This window comes from Streptomyces sp. HUAS TT7 (genome assembly GCF_051550175.1).
Classification (GTDB): Bacteria; Actinomycetota; Actinomycetes; order Streptomycetales; family Streptomycetaceae; genus Streptomyces.
This window is the reverse complement of sequence record NZ_CP196175.1, coordinates 6127916-6153423: the sequence shown is the minus strand read 5'-3', so window position 1 is coordinate 6153423 and position 25508 is coordinate 6127916. Positions and strand designations below refer to the sequence as shown.

At 68.8% G+C, this 25508-nt stretch carries 22 protein-coding genes and 4 pseudogenes; 16 read left to right on the top strand and 10 right to left on the bottom strand.

Annotated features, from left to right (window positions below; translation table 11 throughout):
• Positions 1-22: 22 nt before the first annotated feature.
• Positions 23-1126, bottom strand: a complete 1104-nt coding sequence (locus ACSHXC_RS27720; RefSeq protein ID WP_438294189.1) for an acyltransferase family protein — start codon at positions 1124-1126, stop codon at positions 23-25.
• A gap of 194 nt (positions 1127-1320) precedes the next feature.
• Here ACSHXC_RS27720 and ACSHXC_RS27715 point away from each other — a divergent pair, with 194 nt between their 5' ends.
• Genes ACSHXC_RS27715 through ACSHXC_RS27705 form a run of 3 tightly spaced genes read left to right on the top strand, consistent with a single transcriptional unit; the run spans position 1321 to position 4500 of the window.
• Positions 1321-2208, top strand: coding sequence for an alkaline phosphatase family protein (locus ACSHXC_RS27715; protein ID WP_438294188.1), 888 nt, complete (start codon positions 1321-1323; stop codon positions 2206-2208).
• Position 2209: 1 nt separating this feature from the next.
• Positions 2210-3478 carry an MFS transporter gene (locus ACSHXC_RS27710; protein WP_438294187.1) on the top strand — a complete coding sequence of 423 codons (1269 nt, stop codon included), beginning with the start codon at positions 2210-2212 and terminating at the stop codon, positions 3476-3478.
• Positions 3475-4500, top strand: a complete 1026-nt coding sequence (locus tag ACSHXC_RS27705) for a TolB family protein (protein ID WP_438294186.1) — start codon at positions 3475-3477, stop codon at positions 4498-4500. Before ACSHXC_RS27710 ends, ACSHXC_RS27705 begins: the two co-directional genes overlap by 4 nt.
• 19 nt (positions 4501-4519) lie before the next feature.
• Here the strand turns inward: ACSHXC_RS27705 and ACSHXC_RS27700 are convergent, their stop codons facing one another.
• Together ACSHXC_RS27700 and ACSHXC_RS27695 are read right to left on the bottom strand one after the other, a co-directional pair.
• Positions 4520-4879 (bottom strand): 5-carboxymethyl-2-hydroxymuconate Delta-isomerase, encoded by a 360-nt coding sequence (locus ACSHXC_RS27700; RefSeq protein ID WP_438294185.1) that lies wholly within the window; start codon positions 4877-4879, stop codon positions 4520-4522.
• Between the two features lie 43 nt (positions 4880-4922).
• On the bottom strand, positions 4923-5522 hold the full coding sequence (locus ACSHXC_RS27695; protein WP_438294184.1) for a CGNR zinc finger domain-containing protein: 600 nt from the start codon (positions 5520-5522) through the stop codon (positions 4923-4925).
• Positions 5523-5628: 106 nt separating this feature from the next.
• On the opposite strand from ACSHXC_RS27695, the gene ACSHXC_RS27690 reads away from it, so the two are divergent.
• The gene (locus ACSHXC_RS27690) at positions 5629-6870 is read left to right on the top strand and encodes a SufS family cysteine desulfurase (RefSeq protein WP_438294183.1); all 1242 of its coding nucleotides are present in this window, start codon (positions 5629-5631) and stop codon (positions 6868-6870) included.
• A gap of 63 nt (positions 6871-6933) precedes the next feature.
• Here ACSHXC_RS27690 and ACSHXC_RS27685 read toward each other — a convergent pair.
• Positions 6934-7020 (bottom strand): annotated as a pseudogene (locus tag ACSHXC_RS27685) (glutamine synthetase); the annotation flags it as partial.
• A gap of 148 nt (positions 7021-7168) precedes the next feature.
• Positions 7169-7672, bottom strand: coding sequence for a hypothetical protein (locus ACSHXC_RS27680; RefSeq protein ID WP_438294182.1), 504 nt, complete (start codon positions 7670-7672; stop codon positions 7169-7171).
• A gap of 591 nt (positions 7673-8263) precedes the next feature.
• On the opposite strand from ACSHXC_RS27680, the pseudogene ACSHXC_RS27675 reads away from it, so the two are divergent.
• From ACSHXC_RS27675 to ACSHXC_RS27665, 3 genes and pseudogenes are all read left to right on the top strand, one after another.
• Positions 8264-8401 (top strand): annotated as a pseudogene (locus ACSHXC_RS27675) (phosphohydrolase); the annotation flags it as partial.
• A gap of 234 nt (positions 8402-8635) precedes the next feature.
• The gene (locus tag ACSHXC_RS27670) at positions 8636-9097 is read left to right on the top strand and encodes a GntR family transcriptional regulator (protein ID WP_438294181.1); all 462 of its coding nucleotides are present in this window, start codon (positions 8636-8638) and stop codon (positions 9095-9097) included.
• Positions 9094-9664: pseudogene (locus ACSHXC_RS27665) on the top strand (HD domain-containing protein). Before ACSHXC_RS27670 ends, ACSHXC_RS27665 begins: the two are co-directional and overlap by 4 nt.
• Here the strand turns inward: ACSHXC_RS27665 and ACSHXC_RS27660 are convergent.
• The gene (locus ACSHXC_RS27660; protein ID WP_438294180.1) at positions 9652-10125 is read right to left on the bottom strand and encodes an NUDIX domain-containing protein; all 474 of its coding nucleotides are present in this window, start codon (positions 10123-10125) and stop codon (positions 9652-9654) included. The pseudogene ACSHXC_RS27665 and the gene ACSHXC_RS27660 sit on opposite strands and share 13 nt — an antisense overlap.
• On the opposite strand from ACSHXC_RS27660, the pseudogene ACSHXC_RS27655 reads away from it, so the two are divergent.
• From ACSHXC_RS27655 to ACSHXC_RS27645, 3 genes and pseudogenes are all read left to right on the top strand, one after another.
• Positions 10120-11046: pseudogene (locus ACSHXC_RS27655) on the top strand (tyrosine-type recombinase/integrase); the annotation flags it as partial. The gene ACSHXC_RS27660 and the pseudogene ACSHXC_RS27655 overlap by 6 nt on opposite strands.
• A gap of 349 nt (positions 11047-11395) precedes the next feature.
• Positions 11396-13177 (top strand): AIPR family protein, encoded by a 1782-nt coding sequence (locus tag ACSHXC_RS27650; RefSeq protein ID WP_438294179.1) that lies wholly within the window; start codon positions 11396-11398, stop codon positions 13175-13177.
• Between the two features lie 163 nt (positions 13178-13340).
• Positions 13341-13550 (top strand): hypothetical protein, encoded by a 210-nt coding sequence (locus ACSHXC_RS27645; protein ID WP_438294178.1) that lies wholly within the window; start codon positions 13341-13343, stop codon positions 13548-13550.
• A 140-nt stretch (positions 13551-13690) separates the two neighbouring features.
• Here the strand turns inward: ACSHXC_RS27645 and ACSHXC_RS27640 are convergent, their stop codons facing one another.
• Complete coding sequence (locus ACSHXC_RS27640) at positions 13691-15052, bottom strand: glutamine synthetase family protein (RefSeq protein ID WP_189960966.1); 1362 nt, start codon at positions 15050-15052, stop codon at positions 13691-13693.
• A 273-nt stretch (positions 15053-15325) separates the two neighbouring features.
• On the opposite strand from ACSHXC_RS27640, the gene ACSHXC_RS27635 reads away from it, so the two are divergent.
• The 5 genes from ACSHXC_RS27635 to ACSHXC_RS27615 all read left to right on the top strand — a co-directional run bounded on the left by ACSHXC_RS27635 (position 15326) and on the right by ACSHXC_RS27615 (position 21252).
• Positions 15326-17302, top strand: coding sequence for an amino acid transporter (locus ACSHXC_RS27635; protein ID WP_438294177.1), 1977 nt, complete (start codon positions 15326-15328; stop codon positions 17300-17302).
• Between the two features lie 85 nt (positions 17303-17387).
• A complete protein-coding gene (locus ACSHXC_RS27630; RefSeq protein WP_438294176.1) occupies positions 17388-17747 on the top strand; it encodes a hypothetical protein in 360 nt (119 codons plus the stop codon).
• A 68-nt stretch (positions 17748-17815) separates the two neighbouring features.
• Entirely contained in the window at positions 17816-18505 is a 690-nt protein-coding gene (locus ACSHXC_RS27625) for a DUF3105 domain-containing protein (protein ID WP_438294175.1), read from the top strand.
• Positions 18502-19143: a DUF305 domain-containing protein gene (locus tag ACSHXC_RS27620; RefSeq protein ID WP_438294174.1), complete on the top strand. Its 642-nt coding sequence runs from the start codon at positions 18502-18504 to the stop codon at positions 19141-19143. Before ACSHXC_RS27625 ends, ACSHXC_RS27620 begins: the two co-directional genes overlap by 4 nt.
• A 150-nt stretch (positions 19144-19293) precedes the next feature.
• A complete protein-coding gene (locus tag ACSHXC_RS27615; protein ID WP_438294173.1) occupies positions 19294-21252 on the top strand; it encodes a S53 family peptidase in 1959 nt (652 codons plus the stop codon).
• Positions 21253-21437: 185 nt separating this feature from the next.
• Here the strand turns inward: ACSHXC_RS27615 and ACSHXC_RS27610 are convergent, their stop codons facing one another.
• Genes ACSHXC_RS27610 through ACSHXC_RS27600 form a run of 3 tightly spaced genes read right to left on the bottom strand, consistent with a single transcriptional unit; the run spans position 21438 to position 24398 of the window.
• A complete protein-coding gene (locus ACSHXC_RS27610; protein ID WP_438294172.1) occupies positions 21438-22256 on the bottom strand; it encodes an alpha/beta fold hydrolase in 819 nt (272 codons plus the stop codon).
• Positions 22244-22933 carry a DUF998 domain-containing protein gene (locus ACSHXC_RS27605; RefSeq protein WP_438294171.1) on the bottom strand — a complete coding sequence of 230 codons (690 nt, stop codon included), beginning with the start codon at positions 22931-22933 and terminating at the stop codon, positions 22244-22246. Before ACSHXC_RS27605 ends, ACSHXC_RS27610 begins: the two co-directional genes overlap by 13 nt.
• A gap of 31 nt (positions 22934-22964) precedes the next feature.
• The gene (locus ACSHXC_RS27600) at positions 22965-24398 is read right to left on the bottom strand and encodes an APC family permease (RefSeq protein WP_438294170.1); all 1434 of its coding nucleotides are present in this window, start codon (positions 24396-24398) and stop codon (positions 22965-22967) included.
• An 82-nt stretch (positions 24399-24480) separates the two neighbouring features.
• Between ACSHXC_RS27600 and ACSHXC_RS27595 the strand changes: the two genes are divergently transcribed.
• Positions 24481-25407, top strand: coding sequence for a DUF4190 domain-containing protein (locus ACSHXC_RS27595; protein ID WP_438294169.1), 927 nt, complete (start codon positions 24481-24483; stop codon positions 25405-25407).
• Positions 25408-25508 lie beyond the last annotated feature (101 nt).

Below are 25508 nucleotides of genomic sequence, written 5' to 3'. Positions count from 1 at the left end.
CGGCTACCAGGGTCTCGGCCGCTCAGCGCGCCAGCGTCTTCTCGCGCTCGGCGGCGGCCGTCGGGACGGTCGCGGGCACGGGCTCCTGCGCCGTGGGCACGAGCCACCGCGGAAACCTCGGCTCCACCAGAGGCCGGGCCAGCGCCCGCACCGGCGGCGTCGACAGCAGGACGACCACCCCCACCGCGAGCCCGCTGAGCACCAGCTGGCCCGCGAGCCCCGACTGCCGTACGACGTGGAAGAACCCGTAGTGCTCGGCGACCCGGATCAGGATCCCGTGCATCAGATACGGGTAGAGGGTGACCGCGCCCAGCGCCGTGATCCACATCCGGCGGCCCGGCACCAGCGCCAGGAACGACCCCACGAGCAGCGCGCTCACCGCGAACAGGGCGAGCCTGAGCAGCAGATACCGGACGGGCGAGACGTTCAGCACGCCGTTGCCGACGTCCATCGACAGCCAGTCGTCGCTCGGCGCGGGCGACAGGCGGTAGGCGAGCGCGAAGGCCCCGAGGAAGACCGGCACCGCGATGCGACGGGCCGTGCGGGTGCGCAGCCGGGCGAAGTGCTCGGGGCGCAGCTTGAGCCCGAGGACGAACCAGGGCAGGAACATCAGAACCCGGGGCAGCGCCAGGTCCTCGCCGATCACGGTGGTGCCCGCGGCGAGCGAGACGACGACCGCGATGGCGACGGGGTGACGCACGGCGTTCCAGATCGGGGTCGACAGCCGCCAGAGGAACAGCGCGACGAGGAACCACAGCAGATACGTCGGCGAGGTCGGCGTGATCGCGAATTCCGTGCCGCGCAGCCAGTGGTAGACGAAGGTGTAGAGCGTCTCGAAGATCAGGTAGGGCGCGAGGACCCCGGCGAGCAGCCGGCGGATCTGGTCCGGACGGCCGGTGAAGCTGCGCGAGAAGTAGCCGGAGAGCAGGATGAAGGCCGGCATGTGAAAGCCGTAGACCAGATTGTGCACGGCTCTGAGCCCGTGCGTGTGGGGCGAGAAGACCTGCTCCCAGCTGTGGCCGAGCGCGACCAGCGCGATGAGCAGGAACTTTGCGTTGTCGAAGAAGGGCCTGCGGTCGGGGGCGGGTGAAGCGGGCGGACCGTGGTGGGGGGTGGAGCTGGTCATTCACCCCAAGGTAGGGGGACGGAGGTGATTCATGGGGCTGCCACCGCATTGGGCACGGGACGTTCCCCGGGTCTTCACCCGCTTTCACCTTCCGGGTTGACATGCACACCCCTAACCTCCGGGGTGCACCGCAAACCGCCCCCTGGTGCACCCGGCCTGCGGGTGCAGCCACCCCCCTCAATCCGGAGGTAGCCGTGTCCGGCGAGCCCAAACCGCGCCGCACCCGCACCGCCCTCTTCTCCGCCCTGGGCCTCGCGGCCGCGTCCGCCGGCCTGTGGGCCGGCCTCGGCGGAACGTCCTCCGCGGCCTCCGCGGCGAGCGTCCCCACGCCCGACCACGTCGTGGTCGTGGTCATGGAGAACCACGCCTACAACCAGGTCATCGGCAGCTCCAGCGCCCCGTACATCAACTCGCTGAAGTCCGGCGGCGCGAGCCTGACGGCCTCGTACGCCGAGACCCACCCGAGCCAGCCGAACTACTACGCCATGTTCTCCGGCTCGACGCAGGGCATCACCGACGACAGCTGTGTGACCCCCGGCTTCTCCTCCGCGCCTAACCTCGCATCCGAGCTGATCGCGGCGGGCAGGACGTGGGCGAGCTACAACGAGTCGCTGCCCAGCCAGGGCTCGACCACGTGCTCCAGCGGCAAGTACGCGCAGAAGCACAACCCGTGGTTCGGCTTCTCGAACGTGCCGACCTCCTCGGCGTACACCTTCGCCCAGTTCCCCACCGACTACACCAAGCTGCCCCAGGTCTCGTACGTCACCCCGAACCTGTGCAGCGACATGCACGACTGCTCGGTCTCCACGGGGGACACCTGGCTGAAGAACAACCTGGGCGCTTACGCGACCTGGGCCAAGACCCACAACAGCCTGCTCGTCGTCACCTTCGACGAGGACAACCGGCTCGCCGGCAACAAGATCCCGACGGTCTTCTACGGCCAGCCGGTGACGCCGGGCTCCTCGTCCTCGACGACGTACAACCACTACAACGTGCTGCGCACGATCGAGGACATGTACGGCACCTCGCACGCCGGACAGGCCGCGGGCTCCACCGACATCACGGGGATCTGGGCAAGCTGACGTGTACGTAGCGGACAGTCGCGGCACTCCTGCCGCCCCCGCCGACGCCGCCCGGGTCTCTTCCGGGCGGCGTTCGGCGGTCGCCCCCACCGTGTTCGCGCTCGGCACGGTCAGTCTCATCACGGACGTCTCCTCGGAGATGGTCACCGCCGTGCTCCCGCTGTACCTGGTGACGGGCCTCGGCCTGTCCCCGCTCGGGTTCGGCCTGCTCGACGGCGTGTACAACGGCTTCAGCGCCCTTGTCCGGCTCGTCGGCGGCCATCTCGCCGACCGGGGCGGCCGGCACAAGACGGTCGCCGTGCTCGGCTACGGCCTCTCCGCACTGTGCAAACCCCTGCTCCTGGTGGCGGGTTCACTGCCGCTGATCGGCGCGGTGCTCGCCGCCGACCGCACCGGCAAGGGGCTGCGCACCGCGCCGCGCGACGCCCTGATCTCGCTGGCGTCCGCGCCGGAATCGCGCGGCCGGGCCTTCGGGGTGCACCGGGCGATGGACACGGCGGGCGCCCTGCTCGGCCCGCTGACCGCGTTCCTGATTCTGCGTCAGGCGGCCGACGGCTACGACGCGGTGTTCACGGTCAGCTTCTGCGTGGCGGCCGTCGGCGTCCTGGTCCTGCTCCTTTTCGTCCCCTCCCGCGCCCCCGTCGCCACCCTTCCGGAGGGCGCCCCGCGCGCCTCCCTGAAGGCGGCCCTGGCGCTGCTCCGGATCCGGACGGTACGTCAACTCACCCTGGCTGCCCTCCTGTTGGGCCTCGCGACGGTCAGCGACTCCTTCGTCTACCTGCTGCTCCAACACCGGCTCGGCGTTCCCGACCGCTGGTTCGCGCTGCTCCCCCTCGGCACCGCGGCCGCCTTCCTGCTCCTGGCCGTACCGCTGGGCCGCCTCGCCGACAAGGTGGGCCGCTGGCAGGTGTTCCTCGGCGGCCATGTGGCCCTCCTGCTTGCGTACGTCCTGCTCCTGACCGGGTGGCAGAGCCCGGCGCTCCCCTTCCTCACGCTGGCCCTGCACGGCGGGTTCTACGCGGCGACCGACGGCGTCCTGATGGCGGCGGCCGCGGGGTCGGTCCCGGCCGAACTCCGTTCCTCCGGGCTCGCGCTGATCCAGACCGGCCAGGCCATGGCCCGCTTCGCCTGCTCGATCGCGTTCGGCGCCGCCTGGACGGCGTGGGGCGACAGGACGGCGCTGGGCACGGCGGCAGCCGTCCTGACCGCGTGCGCGGTGGGCGCGTTCCTGCTCCGCCCCTCGAACTCCCCGAAGGAAGCCCGGCCTTGACCCTCCGCAACAAGATCCTGGTCCTCGTGGCGGCGCTCGCCGTCCTCGCGGGAGTCGCGACCGCGTCCGTGCTGCACGCAGCGGGCCGCGAGGACCGGAAGAACCGGACGCAGGCGGACGGTCCCCCAGTGGCCGCCGGAAAGGTGTCGTTGACGCCGGACACCACGCGGAAGATCGTGTTCCGCAACATGGCGTGGGGCCCGCACCGCGACGAGCTGGCCGCGGTCCCGGCCGCCGACCCGGCGGGCCCGCGCACCGCCTCCGGCGTGAAGTGTCTGCGCTTCTACGCGGCCGCCGGCACGGGCATCTGCCTCCAGGCCGAGCGCGGCGCGATGCAGGACGCGTACCGCGCGGTGGTCCTCGACGCCCAGCTCAGGGAGCGGGCGCACTACAGCCTCCCCGGCATCCCGACCCGCGCCCGGGTCTCCCCCAGCGGGCACTGGGCGGCCTGGACGGTGTTCGTCGGCGGCGACTCGTACGCGGGCACGAACTTCTCCACCCGCACGGCCGTACTCGACACCAGGACAGGCCGGCTCACGTCCTCCCTCGAAGACTTCAAGGCCTACCTCGACGGCAAGGAGCACCACGCCGCCGACACCAACTTCTGGGGCGTCACCTTCGCCGCCGACGACCAGCACTTCTACGCGACGATGGCGACCGGCGGCCACACCCATCTCGTACGGGGCGACCTCGCGGCGCGCACGGTGACCTCCCTGTACGCGAACGTCGAGTGCCCCTCCCTCTCCCCCGACGGCACCCGCGTCGTCTACAAGAAGCGCGTGCCGGGCCTGCCCGCCGACGCGCCCTGGCACCTGTACGCCCTGGACCTGGCGACGATGCACGAGACCGCGCTCGCCGAGCCGAGGAGCGTGGACGACCAGGCGGTCTGGCAGGACGACCACACGGTGGCCTACTCCCTGGCCGGCGACTACGGCAGCGACCTGTACACGGTCCCGGCCGACGGCACGGGAAAGCCCCGCCACCTGCTGACGGCGGGACTGGCCCCGGCGTACCTGGGCTGACGCACGGTCTTCGCGGCGGCTACTCCTTGTGGGCGCGGTAGAAGTCCCGCTCCATCTCGCGGGTCTCGACCATGACGTGCAGCCGCCGCCCGGCGACGCCCGTCACATGCTTGCGGGCGATCCGCAGGACGGTCTCGCTCAGCTCCTCGATGGCCTTCGGGGTGCGCCCGGAGAGGATCGCGACCTGGATGAAGACAGCGTCGATGTCGTCCTCGGCGGCGCCGAAGTACGACTCCTCGATGCGCCGGAACCGGGTCTTGAAGGCCTCGACGGAGGCATTGACCGACGCGGGCGCGACCTCGTGGACCTCACGGGCGAAGGCCCCCCGGTCGAACGTGGCGGCGAGCCGCTCGGAGTATTCGACGGTGACGTACGGCATGACCAATTCCCTTGGCTGGAAGGCGAGTTGACGAGGCTGGGCTTCAGTTGGCCGTCTTGCGGGCGGCGTAGTGGCGGGCGGCCCGTACGCGGTTGCCGCACTTGGTGGTGCACCAGCGGCGGGCGGCGTGGGAGCGCAGGAACCAGCGGGTGCAGCCCTGGGCGCCGCAGGGCGCGAGCTGGCCCGCGTCGGCCCCGGTGAGCAGGTCGGCGCCGTCCTCGGCGAGCGAGCAGAGCGCCGCGCCGACCGGGTTCGCGGTGTCGGGTTCGTCGGCGCGGTGCGGCTCGCGGCCGGTCCACAGGAGGCGGGGCGTGGGGGGCGCGGCGGCCAGCGCGGCATTGAGCGCCTCCAGGCTCGGCGCGGGCGGCGAGACCCCTTCGGCCCGCGCCCCGAAGAGCTCCCGCAGCGCCTCGCGGAGCGAGCGCAGCCGCCCGGCCTGACGGCCGCTCAGAGCTGTCCGGTCCGCCAGGAGTTCATGACGTACGAGCCAGAGCCGCGCGGCGTCGGCGTCCTCCAGGAGGTCCACCTGGCCGTGGCTGAGCGCGAACCGGGTGTTCACCAGGGCGAGGGAGAGAAAGCGCTCCTCGCCGGGAACCGGCAGCTGATGGAGGTAGTGCGGCGCGTCGTGATCCACGCGTCTCATGCTAACGCTTGCCGTTAACCGTGAGAAGGTCTACGTTCCCCTCACGGAGAAATAATAGATACAGCGTTATAAGAAGGGGGCGCGCCAAAAGATGACGTACGCCAACATGACAACCGCGACAGGGTTCGACGTGGACCAGGTGCGGGCGGACTTCCCGATCCTCGGCCGCACGCTCGACAGCGGGGCGCGCCTTGTCTATCTGGACTCGGGCGCCACCACCCAGAAGCCGCTCCAAGTCCTGGACGCGGAACGGGACTTCTACCTGAACCACAACGCGGCCGTGCACCGCGGCGCGCACCAGCTGTCGGTCGAGGCGACCGACGCGTACGAGGGCGCACGCCGCAGGATCGCCGCCTTCGTCGGCGCGGCGGAGGACGAGATCGTCTTCACCAAGAACACCACCGAGGGCATCAACCTGGTGGCGTACGCCCTGGAGAACGCGGGCCGGCTCGGACCGGGCGACAAGATCGTGGTGACCGAGATGGAGCACCACGCGAACCTGGTGCCCTGGCAGCAGCTGGCCGAGCGGACCGGGGCGCGGCTGGCCTGGTTCGGCCTGACCGACGACGGCCGACTCGACCTGGACGGCCTCGACGACCTGGTGGACGAGTCGACGAAGGTGGTCGCCCTGACCCACCAGTCGAACGTTCTGGGCACGCTCAATCCCGTCCGTACGATCGCGGACCGGGCGCATGCGGTGGGCGCGCTGGTGCTGGTGGACGGGGCTCAGTCGGTCCCCCACCGACCGGTGGACGTGACGGAACTGGGCGCGGACTTCCTGGCCTTCTCGGGCCACAAGATGCTGGGCCCGAGCGGCGTGGGCGTCCTGTGGGGCCGCGCGGCCCTGCTGAACGAGCTGCCCCCGTTCCTGACGGGCGGCTCGATGATCGAGGTGGTCGAGATGGAGCGCTCGACGTTCCTGCCGCCCCCGCAGCGGTTCGAGGCGGGCGTCCCGATGACCGCCCAGGCGGTGGGCCTGGCCGCGGCGGTGGACTACCTGGAGGCCCTGGGAATACGGGAGGTCGCGGCCCACGAGGACGCGCTGACCGCCCTGGCCCTGAACCTCCTGGGCGAGATCCCGGGGGTCCGGATCATCGGCCCCGAGGACCTGACGGACCGGGGCTCGGCGGTGTCGTTCGTGGTCGACGGCATCCACCCCCACGACGTGGGCCAGATCCTGGACGACCGAGGAGTGGCCGTCCGCACGGGCCACCACTGCGCCCGCCCACTGGCCCGCCGCTACGGCCTGGCGGCGACGACGCGGGCGAGCTTCTACGTGTACAACACGGAGCCGGAGATCCACGCGCTGGCGGAGGGGGTGCGGGCGGCCCAGAAGTATTTCGCGTAACCGCCCTCGGCCCTGCCACCGGTGAGGGAGGCGCCCGACCGAGCCCCTCCCCCGCCAACTCCCTTACAGCACCGGCAGATTCTTCCGCAGCTCGAAGGCCGTGACCTCGCTGCGGTACTCCTCCCACTCCTGCTTCTTGTTGCGCAGGAACTTGTGCGGCCTGATGGCTGCCTGGAGGAAGCCGACCGAGAGGCCCGACGACCTGGGGTCGAGCAGTGGTCAACGGTCGTTGTTTGTCGCTGTGGGCCGCCGTTCGACGGCCCACAGACGGCCCGGGAGACGTCGACCATGCCGAGTGTCAGTCAGGTACCTCGGTAAGAAGGCGTCCGGCCAGGAGGTCGCCGACGAACAACTCAAGGCTCGCGGCGAGAAGGCCTACATCACGATGACTGGGGCGCGGCACGTACCCGTGCGTGAGCGCGCTGCGCATCTCGTAACAGCGGGTGAAGAAGGCCGCCGGAGATTTGTCCAGGTACGTGCGAGGCTCCAGGGTCCGGGCCAGTCGTCGCCCTGCTTGCCCGATCGACTCATCCCGCAGCCATTTGAGACTGCCTCGCAGTGACTCCCGCTCAGAGCGTGTGAGGTCTACGTTGGCTTCGGTGGCCTCGATCAGGGCGGTCACGTGCGCCTTGGCGGCATCCGAGCGGGGCTGGAGGTCGAGCAAGGTCTCAATCGCCATAGTCAGCATCAGAAGCCTTGAGTCCGCTGATGGTTGGAAGAAGGAGGCGCTGTACAGGTCGAAGGCCAGCCGCTCAGGACCGTCCAGCGGGTCGTGGAGTTGCGCGGCCTGCGTGAGCACCAAGCGGTTCCGCTCCTCCGACGGACGCTTGCACACCTCAACGCTCGGTGTGGCGAAGCGAAGGCCCGGCTGATCTTCAAAGACTGTGACACCGAGCAGGTGTCCCAACACAGGCTGTCCTACTCGCTCAGCGAGCCACGCCTCGCCAGCTTTGGTCAGGACCGAGACGGGCTGCCGGTCCCCAAAGTCAGCAGCGAGGTGAACCTGGGCGAAGGCACGACTAATAACGTCCCGCCACTGCTCGCCTGCCCGAGCAGCTTCGTCCTTGGTGGCGTAACCCTCGCCCCGGAGCACGAGGTCGGTGGCGTCACACAAGCGTTGGCCGTCGTACCCGAAAGGCTTCAGCCAGACCTGTCGCTCTCCTTCGCCCCCCAGAAGAAACTGGCTTTCTGTTAGCCCGAGAAGCGTTCGACTCGGCATCGTGAAGGAGAGACGAAAGCAGTACACGGGCACCCCCGGAAGACGTGGCCAGTTACTCATGAGCCTAGTAGTCCGTTTGGATCTCGAAAACCGTCGCGGCACGGTCCGAGCTGCTCGGACGGGCACGGTGCACGCTCTTCCGGCTGCAACAGCCTGGTCCTAGCCTTGACCCTCATGGGACTGACCGATTGGGCCTATCCGCTCTCCCAATCGTTGCTGACCGATCCGCTGCCGCGCCCGTGGGCGCATTCCCTCGGGGTTGCCAAGCGGGCCCGTTCCCAGAGCCCCGTCCTGGGCACCGATGCCGAGTTGTCTCTTGTACGGCTAGCCCTCGCCGCCGCACACCAGCTCGCTGCCTACCGCGACACAGTGGCCAGCGGCGCCACGCGCGAGACGCCAGAATGCACAGCAGCACGTCGCGCGTACCGGGATGCGCGGTACGCCCTGATCGACGCGATGCGCACAACGTTGGAACGGCGCTGAGCAGCTACCCGGCGGGCATGCGAGGCTTGAAGGCGATGACGGACGGGCTCAGAAGGAGAGCGAGTGTCGCAACAGGCCAGCCCTCGGGGGACCTTCTTGATGGTCGCTGCTGCTGTGAAGGGGCAGATTGAAGCTGATCCGAAGATGGAGGAGCTTCCTCTGATCGCGGATCTCATGGCGGCTCATGAGGTCTCGCGCGGGGTCGTGATTCGCGCCTTCGACGAGCTGCGTAAGGAAGGGCTCGCTGAGCCGGCGCCTGGTGGCCGATGGCGAGTGGTCCGGAGCGGTGTCGACCGTCGGCCCTTGGTGGAGCAGATTGCGGATCTCTTCGCGGACCCTGAACTCAAGGTCGGAGCACCTTTTCCCAGCGCTTCCGAGCTGGCGAGGAAGTTCGGAGTGGCCCGGCCCACCGTGACCAAGGCCTTGGAGAGGTTGGAGTCGGCTGGCCTCCTGTCGGAGGGCAGCCAGGGGAGGGTTCGAACCGTACTGGCCATGCCGAACCGAGGGGAGCGTTCGTCATCTTGAGCCGCACGGGATTGACTGAGTGGGCCTATCCGCTCGCCGAATCGTTGCTCTCCGAGGTGTTGCCTCGCCGGTGGAAGCACTCCCTCGGGGTGGCCGAGCGGGCGCGACCGATCGCCCCGATGCTTGGTGAGGACGCCGAACTATTGGAGGCCGCTGCGGTTCTCCATGACATCGGATACGCGCCTGACCTTGCCAAGACGGGATTCCATTCGCTGGATGGGGCCCGCTACCTGCGGGACATGGCCGATGCCGATGAACGCGTCGTGCGCCTGGTGGCGCACCACTCCTGTGCGTGGATGGAGGCGGAGTCCCGCGGACTGCGCGAAGAGCTTGAAGAGGAGTTCCCTCGCGAGAGCCCGCAGCTCGTCGACGCTCTGCTACTGCGACATGAACACCACGCCGGACGGCAGCCCCACGAACCCCGTGGACCGGGTCAATGAGATCGCGGGGCGTTACGGGCCGGACAGCCTCATCGGCAAGTTCATTCGCCGTGCGGAACCGGAGATCCTCGCGAGCACGGCGCGTACCGTCGAGCGGCTCGCAGCGGCCAAGCGTCAGCCGATGTAGGGCGCCGTCCGCGCCCGGTCCATGGCGTGTTCGATCCGGAGCCTCATTGTGGGGTGAACGTTCAGCTCGGCCAGGTCCGTTGGGGCGACCCAGCGGACCTGAGTTGTTTCATTGCTCGTACGGATCTCACCGCCGACGGGGCGGGCCCGGAAGCACATGCTGAACTGTTGCCGGACCTCACCATCGTCGTACGCCAGCACATGACCGGGGTCGGTGTAGACCCCGGTCAGTTCGAGGACATCGACCTTGATGCCGGTCTCTTCCCAGACCTCCCGCACCACTGTGCCGCTGATGAACTCTCCTGCGTCGTGCCCGCCGCCCGGCAACGCCCAGCGGCCGTTGTCGGAGCGCTGGATCATCAGCACCTCACCAGCGTCGTTCTGGACGAACGCCACCACGGACGGCACGACCGAGTTGGCCGGCGGGGCGGTGGGGTCGTGAAGGTAGTCAATGCGTCCCATATCAGGCGGCATGCCATTCCCTACCTGGGCTCCCGGCCGCTCGGTACGTTCAAGCCGGAGCACATCCGCGACTGGCTCGCCGAACTGGAGCGAGCCATCCCCGCGTCGTCGTACCGTCGGGTCATCTTCGCGAGCGTGTCCGGCATGTTCACCGCAGCCGTGGAAGACGACCATCTACACCGAAATCCCTGTAAGGCCAGCACAGTTCGCGCGCCCGGCCCGAATCAACGCCGCGTCGTCCCCTGGACCACCGAGCGCATGTTCTCGGTGCGCGCCGCGCTCCCCGAGCAGTACCGCGCCGCCGTCGACCTGGGCGCCGGTTGCGGTCTGCGACAGGGCGAGATCTTCGGGCTGCCGGTCGATGCGATCGGGTTCGATACCGGTTGGCTGCATGTCGGGTGCCAGGTAAAGGTGTCGGGCGGGAAGCTCGTGTTCGGCCTGCCGAAGCGCAACAAGGAGCGTGACGTACCGCTCGCTGACTCCGTGGCGCACGTCCTCAAGGAACACATGGAAGCCCACCCGCCCGTTGAGGTCACACTCCCATGGCAGCGTCCGGACGGCCCGTTGGTCACGAAGCGGCTTCTGTTCGTGCGCCCTGATGGGGAAGGCGCTGTCCGACGAACCGACTTCAATACTCGCTTCTGGAAGCCCGCGCTTGTGACCGCCGGCGCCATCCCCGAGCCCAAGCCTGGTGAGCGCCATCAGGCCGCCCGTGAGCACGGCATGCACGCCTTGAGGCACTTCTACGCGTCTGTGCTCTTGGATGCGGGCGAGAACATCAAGGCACTGAGCACGTACCTCGGACACACGGACCCTGGCTTCACTCTGCGGGTGTACACGCATCTCATGCCGAGCAGCGACGGCCGTTCACGCAAGGCCGTGGACATCATGTACAGCGACCGGAATCTACCTACCGGCTGAAACTGCCGCGGTAGCTCTCCCTACCTCGTCAAGGCCCGGCTGCGCCGCGCTGCGAGCGCGGCGGCTACCACCCCGTCCACCTTCGCCCCAGGCAGAGCCGAACAGCCGCGGGCCAGGAGCGTCAAGGTGGAGCGGGGGTGAGTGGTGGGTTACGCGGTGGATCAGTCTGCGCTCCTGAGGCTACTGAGTGCTCATCACGGTCGTGATGAAGCAGCGATCCGCACGGTGCTGAAGATGCTCGCGCTTTTCTTTCCCGACCAGTTACTCACATCGACGGCCCCCCAGACGCTACGCTCACTGTCAAAGACACCGTGATGACAATCAGCGCTCGCGCTGGCTAGGGGATGAAGTGCACACACTCACGGGGAAACGGGTGGCTAAGTTTGCACGAGACTTTGGCTACGAAGGGAGCGAGGCGAAGCAGTTCGAGCTGTACGTTGCAGCCAATTACCTTTTCCCTTACGTACGGGATGATGTCGAGCAGATTGAGCGCACCGTTCTCGGCGGTGGGGCTGACGAGGGAATCGACATCGCCGCCGTCGTGGTCAACGGACAGATCGTCTTCGAACCCTCGGAAATCGACGAGCTTATCTCAGACCAGGCATCTAACGCTGCGAGAGTTATCTTCATCCAGGCTAAGACGAGCGAGTCCTACGACTCTAAGCTAATAGCGAAATTCCTCCACGGGGTCGAGGCCGTGACAAAGTATGCGATTAGAGCAAGGAGCGTCAACCTTCCTCCGGCCCTGGTCGATCTGGCTGCTTTGATCGATCGGATCGCAGAGAGCGGCGACAAGTTTCAAGACACGCGAATCCCGTGCGAACTCTTCTACGTCACCACCAGCGGAAACGACGGGAAGGGCGCACAGCAAGAGCTTCAGGTCACAGAGGCGATCGAACGCATTCGAAATCTCGATATTTATTCAGAACCTTTGCAACTCAACACTCATGGCCACGAGGCACTGGCTGCAAAACTGAAAGAGCGTCACGGACCACAGAACATTCGGTTCAATTTTGAGAAGCGGCAGACCATTCCTGCGACTGAGCGGGTTAGTGAGGCTTACATTGGACTCCTGTCCGGCACTGAGGCGATGAAGTTGCTGGCGGATGAAAATGGCTCCGTACGACCAGGGATCTTCGACGACAATGTGCGTCTCGATCTCGGTAGCCATAATCCAGTGAATACCAGGATCAAGAGAACCCTTCAGAGCGACGACCGTGAGCACTTCCCATTTCTCAACAATGGACTTACGATCATTGCAACATCTCTCCGAGGGTCGGGGGACAGATTCTTCATCTCCGGATATCAGGTCGTAAATGGCGGGCAGACGAGTCACCAGCTCGTCAGGTGGGCGGCAAGCGAGGAAGTCCAGGCTAAGCCGGACCTCCTCTCTGACCTTTGGATCCCGGTGAAGATCGTGAGCTCAGACGACGCTGGGGTGCGAACGAGCGTGGCGATCGCTACCAACCTGCAAACCGCCATCGGCTCAACTGACATTCAGGCGAGTTCTCAGATGGCGAAAGATGTGGAAGAGTACTTCAATCAGTCGGGCGTAGACGGCCTACGTTATCTGCGACAGAACCAGCATGCGTCTCTCAATTTCCCGCGGACTCGTGTTGTAACGACTCCCGAACTCAACCGAGCTGCCGCTGCAACACTGTTCGGCGAGTCTTCGCGCGCAATCGGCGCCCCAAAGGAGCTAGAGGCTGAGAATTCGTTTGTTTGGGGTGCATACTCCGTTGAAGCGTACTACTACGCTGCTTGGATCTTGTATCGGGTAGATAGATACTTCGCCCGAACACCCGAATCGACCACCCTCAAAGCCGCAAAGTACCACATCGCGATGATGGTGTCCGCTCTGATCACACCGAAACTTGTACCCGTCTTCGAAATCTCCGAGACAGAAACAGCAGTGCGGCGACTGAGGAACGATAAGAAACTCAATTACAAGATCTCGGATTCGGAGAAAATTGAAGTAGCGATCACCACCGCAGTCAAGCTTGCCACCGAGCAGTTTCAGTCTGTCTTGGACGAGGGCAGGAGTTTGCGCAAGGACGATGTGCGCAACCGTCGTAACCAGGAGGCTCTGCTGCAAAAGGCCAACGAGTCGAGCGCCGTCAACCGAAAGTAGTCAGACGAAGAAGAATTGACTACGCGAGAACCTCGCGGACATGGCGCGGGAGGTGGGCGAGGCCGTTCGCGACGTACGCGGATACGAGTACGTGGTGATCAACGAGTGCGCTCGCTTCCCGTACCGGGACTCAGACCGACAGAGGCCTCTCGACCGTGCTCGGTTGCCTGCCACGACGGAGGAGTACCTCGGGCTGCACGAGGCGTTCGAAGAACTCGGAGCCACGACCAAACTCGTCTGCGTGTTCTTCACGGCTGACGCGGAGAACGGCATCCACGTCATCCACTGGGGCGCGGCCCTCCTCGAACCCGACCGTTCTTTCACACGGCCGCACAGCGAGCAGCTCCTTGTTGCGCCCGTGCCGCTGGAGTGACGGATAGGCCCGGTTCCGCGGCTCGGCCCGGCGCCAGACGGCCCACAGACGGCCCAGCCGCAGCCAGACAGCCGAGAGGTCCCACGGTCGGCGACCGTGGGACCTCTCGGGAAGCGAGCGAGAAACGCTCTGACCTGCGCCTACAGCACCGGCAGATTCTTCCGCAGCTCGAACGCCGTCACCTCCGACCGGTACTCCTCCCACTCCTGCTTCTTGTTGCGCAGGAAGAAGTCGAAGACGTGCTCGCCCAGCGTCTCGGCCACCAGCTCGCTGCGTTCCATCAGGGCGATCGCCTCGCCCAGGTTCTGCGGGAGGGGTTCGATGCCCATGGCTCGGCGTTCGGCGTCGGTGAGGGCCCAGACGTCGTCGTCGGCGCCTGCCGGGAGTTCGTAGCCCTCTTCGATGCCCTTCAGGCCCGCCGCGAGGAGGAGGGCGTAGGCGAGGTACGGGTTGCAGCCCGAGTCCAGGGAGCGGACCTCGATGCGGGACGAGCCGGTCTTGCCGGGCTTGTACATCGGGACGCGGATGAGGGCCGAGCGGTTGTTGTGGCCCCAGCAGATGTACGAGGGGGCCTCGCCGCCGGCGCCCGCCGTGCGCTCCGAGCCGCCCCAGATGCGCTTGTAGGAGTTGACCCACTGGTTGGTGACCGCGGCGATCTCGGCGGCGTGCTTCAGGAGGCCCGCGATGAAGGAGCGGCCGACCTTCGAGAGCTGGTACTCGGCGCCGGACTCGTAGAACGCGTTCCGGTCGCCCTCGAAGAGGGAGAGGTGGGTGTGCATGCCCGAGCCCGGGTACTCCGAGAACGGCTTCGGCATGAAGGTGGCCTGGACGCCCTGTTCGAGCGCGACCTGCTTCATGACCAGGCGGAACGTCATGATGTTGTCCGCCGTGGAGAGCGCGTCGGCGTAGCGGAGGTCGATCTCCTGCTGGCCCGGCGCACCCTCGTGGTGGCTGAACTCGACCGAGATGCCCATCGATTCGAGCATGGTGATCGCCTGGCGGCGGAAGTCCATGCCGACGTTCTGCGGGGTGTGGTCGAAGTAGCCCGAGTTGTCGGCCGGGACGGGCCGGGTGCCGTCGAGCGGCTTGTCCTTGAGGAGGAAGAACTCGATCTCGGGGTGCGTGTAGAAGGTGAACCCGAGGTCGGACGTCTTGGCCAGGATGCGCTTGAGGACGAAGCGGGGGTCCGCGAAGGACGGCGAGCCGTCGGGCATCCGGATGTCGCAGAACATCCGGGCCGTGCCCGGGGCCTCCGCGCGCCACGGCAGGATCTGGAAGGTGGAGGGGTCGGGGCGGGCGATCATGTCGGACTCGTAGACCCGGGCGAAGCCCTCGATGGCCGAGCCGTCGAAGCCGATTCCCTCGTCGAAGGCCTGCTCCAGCTCGGCCGGGGCGACCGCCACCGACTTCAGGAAGCCCAGCACATCGGTGAACCACAGGCGCACGAACCGGATGTCGCGCTCCTCGAGAGTCCGGAGCACGAACTCCTGCTGCTTGTCCATAGCCACATCCTTGCAGTTCAGACGGCCTGTGCACCATGACCCCGTCAAGAACGGGGACGACGGGCGGATCCTCAGTATCGAGGCGCGGGATTACCTCCACATTACGCACCCGGTATGACCTACGGCACGTCCCCTCCCCGCGGGTGCCCCTGCGGGCTTCGCGCGTGACGATGTGGTGGATACTCGCTCCTCGTTGCCCGCGCAACAGCCCGGCACAACCGCCGGTGCACAGCCCGCACAACCGCTCGGCAGAACGGCATAGGAGAACCTCGCATGACCGGCACCCAGGTGGATCCCCCGGATACCGCCGTCGCACCCTCCGAACGGCGCCGCTGGCGCGGCTGGCTGCTCGACGGGCTGAGCGAGCGCTCCGCCCGCCACCCCGGGCCGCACGGCACCCCGCCGGCCGAGCACAAGGGCCACCGCTGGTGGCGGGTCATGTGCCTGACCGGTGTCGACTACTTCTCCACGCTCGGCTACCAGCCCGGCATCGCGGCGCTCGCCGCCGGGCTGCTCTCGCCGCTCGCGACGCTGGTCCTGATCGCGCTGACGCTGGGCGGCGCGCTGCCGGTGTACCGGCGGGTCGCGAAGGAGTCGCCGAACGGCGAGGGCTCGATCGCCATGCTGGAGCGGCTGCTGCCCTGGTGGGCGGGGAAGATCTTCGTCCTGGTGCTGCTCGGCTTCGCCGCCACCGACTTCATGATCACGATCACCCTTTCGGCCGCGGACGCCTCCGCGCACGTCGTGGAGAATCCTTTCACCCCCGACTTCCTGCACGGCTCCAACCTCTGGATCACGCTCGCCCTGGTCGCGGCGCTCGGCGCGGTCTTCCTCAAGGGGTTCAAGGAGGCCATCGGCATCGCGGTGGCGCTCGTCGGCGTCTATCTGGCCCTGAACCTCGTCGTGCTCTCCACCGCCGTCTGGAAGATCGCCACCGAGCCGGTCGTCGTCGGCAACTGGTGGAACGCGATGACCGCCGAGCACTCCTCGCCGCTCGCGATGATCGGCGTCTCGCTGCTCGTCTTCCCGAAGCTCGCGCTCGGCATGTCCGGGTTCGAGACGGGCGTGGCGGTCATGCCGCAGATCCAGGGCGACGCCTCGGACACGCACGACAAGCCCCTCGGCCGGGTCCGTGACACCCGGAAGCTGCTGACCACGGCCGCGCTCATCATGAGCGGCTTCCTGCTTGTCTCCAGCCTCGCGACGACCATCCTGATCCCGGAGTCCGAGTTCAAGGCCGGCGGCGACGCCAACGGCCGCGCCCTCGCCTTCCTCGCCCACCAGCACCTCGGCGAGGCCTTCGGGACGGTGTACGACATCTCGACCATCGCCATCCTCTGGTTCGCCGGGGCCTCGGCGACCGCGGGCCTGCTCAACCTCGTGCCGCGCTATCTGCCGCGGTACGGCATGGCGCCCGAGTGGACGCGAGCGGTGCGGCCGCTGGTCCTGATCTTCATGGCGATCGCCTTCTTCATCACCTGGTGGTTCGACGCCGACGTCGACGCGCAGAGCGGCGCGTACGCCACCGGTGTGCTGGTCCTGATGCTGTCGGCCTCGTTCGCCTCGACGGTCGCCGTGCACCGGCGCGGCAAGCGGGCCGCGGCGCTCGGCTTCGGAGTGGTCACCGCGGTCTTCGCGTACACGCTGGTCACGAACGTGATCGAGCGGCCGGACGGCATCAAGATCGCGCTCCTTTTCATCGTGGGCATCGTGGTGTCGTCGTTCGCCTCGCGGGTGCACCGCGCCTTCGAACTGCGGGCGACGGCCGTCACCTTCGACGAGTGCGCCGCCCGGTTCGTCGACGAGGCGGCCAGGAGCGGGCCGCTGCGGATCATCGCCAACGAGCCGCAGGAGCACTCGACGCGGGAGTACCGCGCCAAGGAGTACAGCCAGCGCGAGGAGACCCACATCCCGGACGGCCGGCCCGTGCTGTTCCTGGAGGTGTTCATCCAGAACTCCTCCGACTTCACCACCGAGCTCACCGTCCACGGCGACGAGAAGCACGGGGTGCGCCGGCTGCGCGTCGAGGGCGCGGTCGTGCCCAACACCATCGCGGCCGTGATGATGGAGCTGCGCGACCGGACCGGCGAGGTGCCGCACGCCTACTTCAACTGGACCGAGGGCCACCCGCTCAGCCATCTGCTGCGCTTCCTGGTGTTCGGCGACGGCGAGGTCGCCCCGGTCACCCGCGAGGTGCTGCGCCGGGCCGAGCCGGACCTGCGCCGCCGGCCCCGGGTGCACGTCGGCTGAGCGTCCCCTTTCGAGCCCGCTGTTTTCGGCCGGTACGGCACCCGGCCTGCCGTGAGCCGCACTCCCTCCCCTACCATCTGCGCCCATGGGGGGAGTGCGGCTCACGCGCATCACGCGTCCCGTGGCGCTGCTGAGTGCCATGGCGACGCTGCTCGCCGCGCTCTTCATCTGCCTCGCGGCGGGCGGCGGCGACACCCCGGCCCGCCACCACGCCCCACTGGCCGACGGGCCCGCACAGTATGTCTGCCCGTACGACCAGGGCGACTGCGGGCTCTTCCCGCACACCGGCCCGGCCGTGCTCACCACTGCCCCGGCCAACGCGCCGGTCCCGGCCGCGGTCCATGCCGTACGCCAGGTGCCGCCCCGCGTGGGCGCCGCCCCCGTACGGTTCGGGCCCCGGCCGCGCGCGCCCGACCTTCATGTCCTTCAGGTGCTGCGGACCTAGGGGCCCCGCGGCCGCACTCGGCCGCCGCTGCCCTCAACTCCCCACCTCCAGAAGGACATTACGGACACATGGCCATTCAGGACGACCCCAACACCTCTCGCAGAGCCCGCATGGAGGAGCTCCGCCGCATCGAGCAGGCCCGGCAGCGGCGCGGCAGGATCGTGGTGATCTCCTCGGTCACCGCCGCCGTCGTCGCGGTCGCGGGCCTGGTCGGATTCGGCGTGTACGAGTTCGGCAAGTCGGGCGACACCGGCAAGAACGGCCAGACCGGGACCGAGGCCCAGGCTCAGGGCAACGCCGGTCCGAAGGCGCAGATCGCGGGCGAGAAGGACTGGGACCCCAAGAAGCTGACCCGCAATCACGTGACCACCAAGGTGAATTACCCGATGAAGCCGCCGGTGGGCGGCGACCACGACCAGGTGTGGATGAACTGCGGCGGCGACGTCTACTCCCGGCAGGTCCCGGACATGAACGCCGTGCACTCACTGGAACATGGCGCGGTGTGGGTGACGTACACCGACAAGGCGTCCGCCGCCGATGTGAAGAAGCTCGCCGACAAGGTGTCGAAGACGCCGTACTCGCTGATGAGCCCGTACAGGGACCAGGCCGGGGCGATCGTGCTGAGCGCCTGGGGCAAGCAGGTCACCGTGAACGGCGCGGACGATCCCCGGGTGAACCAGTTCTTCACCCAGTACGTGCAGGGCCCGCAGACGCCCGAGCCGGGTGCCCCGTGCACGGGCGGGCTGGGCGAGCAGTGATCCGCCGCTACTGGGGCCTCGCGGCGGCGCTCGCCCTCGCGATGGTGTTCGCGGCGGCCGCCGTGCTCGTCTCCTCCGGCGGCAGCAGGGCCACCGCCGAGGCCAACTCCCGTACACCCACGGCCACTTCGGCGGACGCGGGGTTCGCGCGCGACATGTCGACGCACCACCAGCAGGCGGTGGAGATGTCGTTCATCGTGCGCGACCGCACCTCGGACGAGGAGGTGCGGCGCCTCGCGTACGACATCGCCAACACCCAGGCCAACCAGCGGGGCATGATGCTCGGCTGGCTGGACCTGTGGGGGCTGCCGAAGAACGAGGCGTCCCGGCCGCCGATGGCGTGGATGGGCATGGGCATGGAGCCGGGCGCCGACGGCGCGCTGATGCCGGGCATGGCCACCAACACCGAGCTGGACACGTTGCGGGGGCTCAGCGGCAAGGACGCGGAAGTGCTCTACCTCCAGCTGATGACCGAGCACCACAGGGGCGGCATCCACATGGCCGAGGGCTGTGTCGAGCGCTGCACGGCGGGCCCGGAGAAGCAGTTGGCGCAGGGCATGGTGGACTCACAGCAGTCGGAAATCGACCTGATGGCACAAATGCTGAAGAAAAGGGGCGCCACGGCACGTACCGGCTGACGCCTCAACTGACCGCGAGTAAACGCTCTTTGGCGTTTCTTGGCGATCACATGCCCCCCGCATGAACCGTTCCTGACAAGAGTGACGCATTACATGCGCGCATCAGACAGCGCGTGTACAGCATGCGAAGAACCTCACGCAGGGGGTTACATGAGAACCAGCCGCGCCAGGCGGCGCGCCGGTGTGAGCATGGCAGCGACACTGCCTCTGCTCGCCGGCGCGCTCGCCCTCGGCATACCGTCCGCCCAGGCGGCCGATCCGGTCCCGAGCGGACGGGCGGCCCTCGCGGGCACCCAGCCCGTCTGGGCCACCGGCTCCGCCGACCAGGGCGCCACCGCCGCGTCGACCAAGGTCAACGCCCGGGTGTACCTCGCCGGGCGGGACGCGAAGGGCCTCGACGCGTACGCCGCGGCCGTGTCCGACCCGCAGTCGGCGTCGTACGGCAAGTACCTCAGCGCCGACCAGGCGCAGCAGCGCTTCGGCGCGACCCAGGAGCAGATCGACGCGGTCACCAAGTGGCTGAAGTCGTCCGGACTGACCATCACGGGCTCCACCCAGCACTACATATCGGTGTCCGGTGACGTTGCGGCCGCGCAGAAGGCGTTCGCCACGCAGCTGCGCAACTACCGCAAGGACAACCGGACTTACCACGCCCCGTCCAAGGCCGCGTCCGCGCCGAACGCGCTCGCGGGCGCCGTTCTGACGGTGACCGGCCTGGACAACGCGCCGCACCAGTCGACGCACGAGGACACCCTGCCGGGGCCGGGCGCAGGCTTCCGCAACGCGGGCCCGTTCTCCAGCTACTACGGCCAGAACGTCGCCAAGACGCTGCCGGACGCGTACGGCACCAAGGTTCCGTACGCCGTGCACGGCTACACCGGCCGGCAGCTGCGGGCCGCGTACGGCGCGGGCAAGTACACCGGCAAGGGCGTGACGGTCGCGATCACCGACGCGTACGCCTCGCCGACCATGGCGTCGGACGCGGCGACGTACGCCAAGCGCAACGGTGACGCGGCCTACAAGAAGGGCCAGTACACCGAGGTTCTCCCGGCGGCCTACAACAGCGTGGACGACTGCAAGGCGTCCGGCTGGTACGGCGAGGAGTCCCTGGACGTCGAGGCCGTGCACGCGGTCGCGCCCGACGCGAACATCGTGTACGTGGGCGGCGCGTCCTGCAACGACCCGGATCTGCTCGACGCCCTCAACAAGGTCGTCGACAAGCGGCTCGCCGACATCGTCTCCAACTCGTGGGGCGACCTCGAGGCCAACGAGACCCCGGACATCGCGGCGGCGTACGACCAGACGTTCAAGCTCGGCGCGATCGAGGGCATCGGCTTCTACTTCTCCTCCGGCGACAACGGCGACGAGGTCGCCAACACCGGCAAGAAGCAGGTCGACACCCCGGCCAACTCGGCCTGGGTGACGGCGGTCGGCGGCACCTCGCTGGCGGTCGGCAAGAACGACAAGTACCAGTTCGAGACGGGCTGGGGCACCGAGAAGGCCGCGCTGTCCGCGGACGGCAAGAGCTGGGTGAACTTCCCAGGCGCCTACACCGGCGGCGCGGGCGGCGGCACCAGCTCCACGGTGAAGCAGCCGTTCTACCAGCACGGCATCGTGCCGGACTCGCTCGCGAAGGCGAACGGCGCGACGCGCATGCGCACCGTGCCGGACATCGCCGCCGTGGCCGACCCCAACACCGGCTTCCTGGTGGGCCAGACGCAGTCCTGGCCCGACAAGTCGGTGAAGTACGACGAGTACCGCATCGGCGGTACGTCGCTGGCCGCCCCGGTCATCGCGGGCGTCCAGGCACTGGCCCAGCAGGCCCAGCACTTCCCGATCGGCTTCGCGAACCCGGGCATCTACGCCCGCTACGACTCGCCGCTCTTCCACGACGTGACGGACCACCCGCTGGGTGCGAAGCGTGACCTCGCGGTCGCGCGTGTCGACTTCGCGAACAGCGTGGACGCGTCGGGCGGGCTGCTGACGTCGGTCCGCTCGCTGGGCAAGGACAGCTCGCTGTCCGCGACGAAGGGCTACGACGACGTGACGGGCGTGGGCTCGCCCGCCCCCGGCTACGTGGCGTCGTACGGGTTCCCGTTCCGGCGGTGAATCCGGTTGACGAGAACCCTGGGTGGCCGGTGAGCCGGTAACCCCCTGGGGTGCCTTTCCCCGCCTCTGGCCGCGAGTTGCTGCGGCTGGGGGCGGGGCTTTTTGTTCCCCCACCCCGCCCCTTCCCGCTGTGACACTCTGCGGCTCCGCCGCGTGGCCTCCGCGGGAAGGGGCGGGGTGGGGGACTATCCCCGGGTCACCACCCCCGCCACCGCCCCCGGCCGGTCCAGCATCACCAGGTGGCCCGCCCCCTCCGCCAGGCGGAAGCTCGCTCCCAGCGTCGCCGCCAAGCCGCGCTGGCGGTGGATCCAGGGCTCACCTCCCGCGCCACCCGCCAGCACCGTGGCCGGGGCCGCCGGAAGGGGCAACTGGCGCCGCAGCACAAGGAGTTCCGCCGCCACCGCCCCGTACCGCGCGTTCTCCAGAATCATTCCGCGCAGCACCCGCGACGTGCCGTAGCAGCGCCGTACCAAGTCGCGCGGGGCCGGATCACCACCGCCCGTGCGGGAGGCGCGGACCGTGGCCCGGCGGACCGCGGGGCCGAGCGCGGCGGGCGCCCCCGCACCGCACAGCACCGCCCCCACCGCCCGCGCGAGAGCGAGCCGCAGTCCGGGGGCGGCCGGAGGGCGCGCGGCCTCCTCGATGCTGGAGTCGACCAGGACGAGCCCCGCCGTACGGGACGGGTACAGCCGCGCGAAGGCCTCCGCGTGGAACCCCGCGATGGAGTGGCCGACCACCGTCACGGGACCGGCCGCACCCAGCGCGTCGAGGAGCCCCGCGATCCGGTGCGCCTCCCCCGCGGCGGTCGGCGGCACCACGGCCGGCCCGGAAAGCCCGTGCCCGGGCCGGTCGAAGCGTACGACCGTGTGGTCCGGGGTGAGCAGCGGCACCACCGGGTCCCAGTCGAACCAGCTCATGCCGAGCCCCGCACTGAGCACCACCACCGGCCCGGCGCCCTCGACGACCACGTGGTGCGGCACACCGCCGACGTTCAGGAACGCCATGCCCGCCTCTCCCTCGCCACCGAAACCGCCAGCACCCCCAGCCAGACCGCCACCACCAGCACCTGAAGCCGCTGGCCCGCGCCCAGGGCCCAGGTGCCGCGGCCCGCCTGGAAGGCCGCCACCGATGCCAACGTCCAGGCCGTGGCGGCCAGTTCCAGCGCCACCAGCGCCGGACCGAGGCGCGCGCTCAGCAGGGGCCACCAGCCGTAGCGGCGGGCCGCGACCGTCAGGGCCACCACGCCCGCCAGCGCCCCCACCATCGCCAGGCTGCTGCTCACCGCGTGCGCGGTGTGCGTCGCCGGGACGAGGCCCGCCGTCTCGCGGGCCGCGCACACGGGGTCGGCGGTCGGGGCGCAGCTCAGCGGGAGGCGGGAGTCGACGGCCGTGGCCGCGCCGAAGAGCGCGAGGCCCGACCAGCCCGCCAGCGACCAGCGCCGCCGGTCGCAGCGCCAGAGCGCGCACACCGCGGCGGCCAGGACCAGGAGTCCCGCCGTCAGATCGGTGGCGCGGAAGAGGCCGCCCAGCGGCTGGTCGGCCGCGGCGAGTTCACTCACGTACGCCTGGATCGGGTCGAGGCCGGTCTGGAAGACGAGCTCAAGCACCCAGGCCGTGTATGCCAGGGCGCCGAGCGCGAGCAGGACGGCCACGGGCCGGGTTCGCACACCACTGCGGGACATAGTGGGGCCAATGTTACGGGGGCGGCCACGGTTACTGATGGTCCGGATGCACCCAGCTCGGCTTGCGGAACTTCAGGAAGGCCAGCGGCGCGAGGAGGCCGAGCGCGAGCAGTCCTCCGCCGACGATCAGCAGATAGCGCCAGAGCGGCTGGTTGCCGAACTGGTCCGGCGGTACGAACCCGATACACAGCGCGGCCACCGACGCCACGAACCCGGTGCCCGCGACCCACGCGACCGCGGGCACCCGGAAGCCCCGCTCCACCTCGGGCCGGGTCCTGCGCAGCCTGACCACCGCCACGAACATCAGCAGATAGGCGATCAGATAGATCTGGACGGTGATGACGGAGAACATCCAGTACGCGCTCGACACGTCGCCGCTGAACGCGTACAGGATGCCGATCAGGGTGGTGATGACGCCCTGCGCGACCATGATGTTCTGCGGGGTGCCGTACTTGTTCAGCCGCTGGAACACCGGTGGCAGATAGCCCTCCTGACGGGACAGCAGCACCAGGCCCTTGGCCGGTCCCGCGAGCCAGGTCAGCATGCCGCCGAGCGCGGCCGCCACCAGCATCACGCCGACCACCTTGGTCATCCAGCCGATGTGGAAATGGTCGAAGAACGCTTGGAAGGCCTGCATCAGACCGGCCGTGAGGCTGAGCTCCGACGACGGCATCACCCAGGAGATCGCCAGCGCCGGAAGGATGAAGATCAGCAGCACCAGGCCGGTCGCCAGGAACATGGACTTCGGGTACTCGCGCTTGGGGTGGCGCAGCGACGACACATGGACGCCGTTCATCTCCATGCCCGCGTACGACAGGAAGTTGTTGACGATCAGGACGAGGCTGGCGAGCCCGGTCCACGGCGGCAGCCAGTGCGAGGCGCTCATCGGCGCCGCCGACGGGTTGCCCTGCCCGAGGAAGACGAAGCCGAGGACCACCAGGACGACGCCCGGGACGAGCGTGCCGATGACGAGCCCCATGGAGCTGAGTCCCGCGACCGTCTTCGTGCCGCGCGACGAGATCCACACGCCGGTCCAGTAGATGACCACGATCACGACGGCGACGTACGGCCCGTTCTCGGCCAGCCTCGGGTTGATGACGTACGCGAAGGTCGAGGCGACGTACGCGAGCAGGCTCGGGTAGTACGCGATCGTCATGGCGAACTGGCACCAGACCGCGAGGAACCCGAGCGGTTTGCCCAGCGCCTCGCTGACCCAGCGGTAGATGCCGCCGGTCCAGCCGGAGGCCAGTTCGGCGCCGACCAGCGCGGTCGGGAGCAGGAAGACGAGGGCCGGCAGGAGGTAGAGGAAGATCGCGGCGAGGCCGTAGATGGCCATGGACGGGGAGGGGCGCAGGCTCGCGACGGATGCCGTCGTCATCAGGCCCAGCGTCACCCAGGAGACGAACTGCCGCTTTGTCCCTTCGTCCGCGACGAGTTCTTCATCGGAGGACTCCGTGGTCGTCATGCGCCCATCCTCGGCTCGGCGGCGGGGTCGCGCACGTCGGGCCGTAGGGTGATCCGAAAAATGGATCACCGAAGGACTCCCCATGACCGTGCCCGTCAACTCCCCCGGCCAGCCGCAGTGGGGGCCCGCGTCCCCCGGCCGCCCGGGGTCGCCGCAGGCTCCCGCACAGCGGGCCCGTAACGGTCTCGGGGCCGCCTCGCTGGTCCTCGGCGTCGTCGGGGTGGGCTTCGGCCTCGTGCCCTTCCTGTTCTGGCTCTCGGGCACGCTCGGGGTCCTCGCCGTGGTCCTCGGGCTCGCCGGGCACGGCCGGGCGCGCAAGGGAGGGGCCACCAACAAGGGGGTGGCGCTGGCCGGGAGCGTCCTCGGCGGCATCGCGACCGTGCTCGGGACCGTCGGCCTGCTGCTCACCGTCGTGTTCGTGAAGGACGCCGCCAAGGGCCCGGGCGGCACCATATCCAAGGCGCCGTCGGGCGCCGCCGCGCCCTCCGCGCCCGGCCCCCGGCCGTCGCCGAGTGCCCCGACCGCCCAGAAGCCGCAGCCGTTCGGGGCGACGCACACCTACCCGGACGGCGTGAAGGTCACCGTCTCCATGCCTGCCCCGTACGCGCCGGACGCGTCCGCGTCGGGCCACCGCAAGGGCAACCGGGCGATCCGCTTCACCGTCACCATCGTGAACGACAGCCACGAGTCGATCGACATCACCTCGGCGGTGCCGACCGTGCGCGGCCCGGACGGCATCGAGGCCGAGGCGATATACGACGACGAGCACGCGACGAGCATGTTCGCGGGCGCCCTGGAGCCGGGCGGCCGCGCCACGGGCAAGTTCGCCTTCTCGATGCCACCGGAGTCCAGGACCGTGGACTTCCAGATCGGGCCGCAGACGCTGAAGTACGACGAGACGGTGTGGAGCGGGCCGGTCGTCACCGGAACCGGCCCGGGTACCGGACCCGGAACGGGCCCAGGTGCCGGAAGCGGCACCGACACCGACCCGAGCCCGGTCACCGACTGACGCGCCGCGGGAGAGCCGTCGGCCGACCCTCCGCCCGGCCCGCGGGGCGCTCCGAACGGGCGCCCCGTATCGCCGCCCACCACCCCATCGCGTCGCATTGA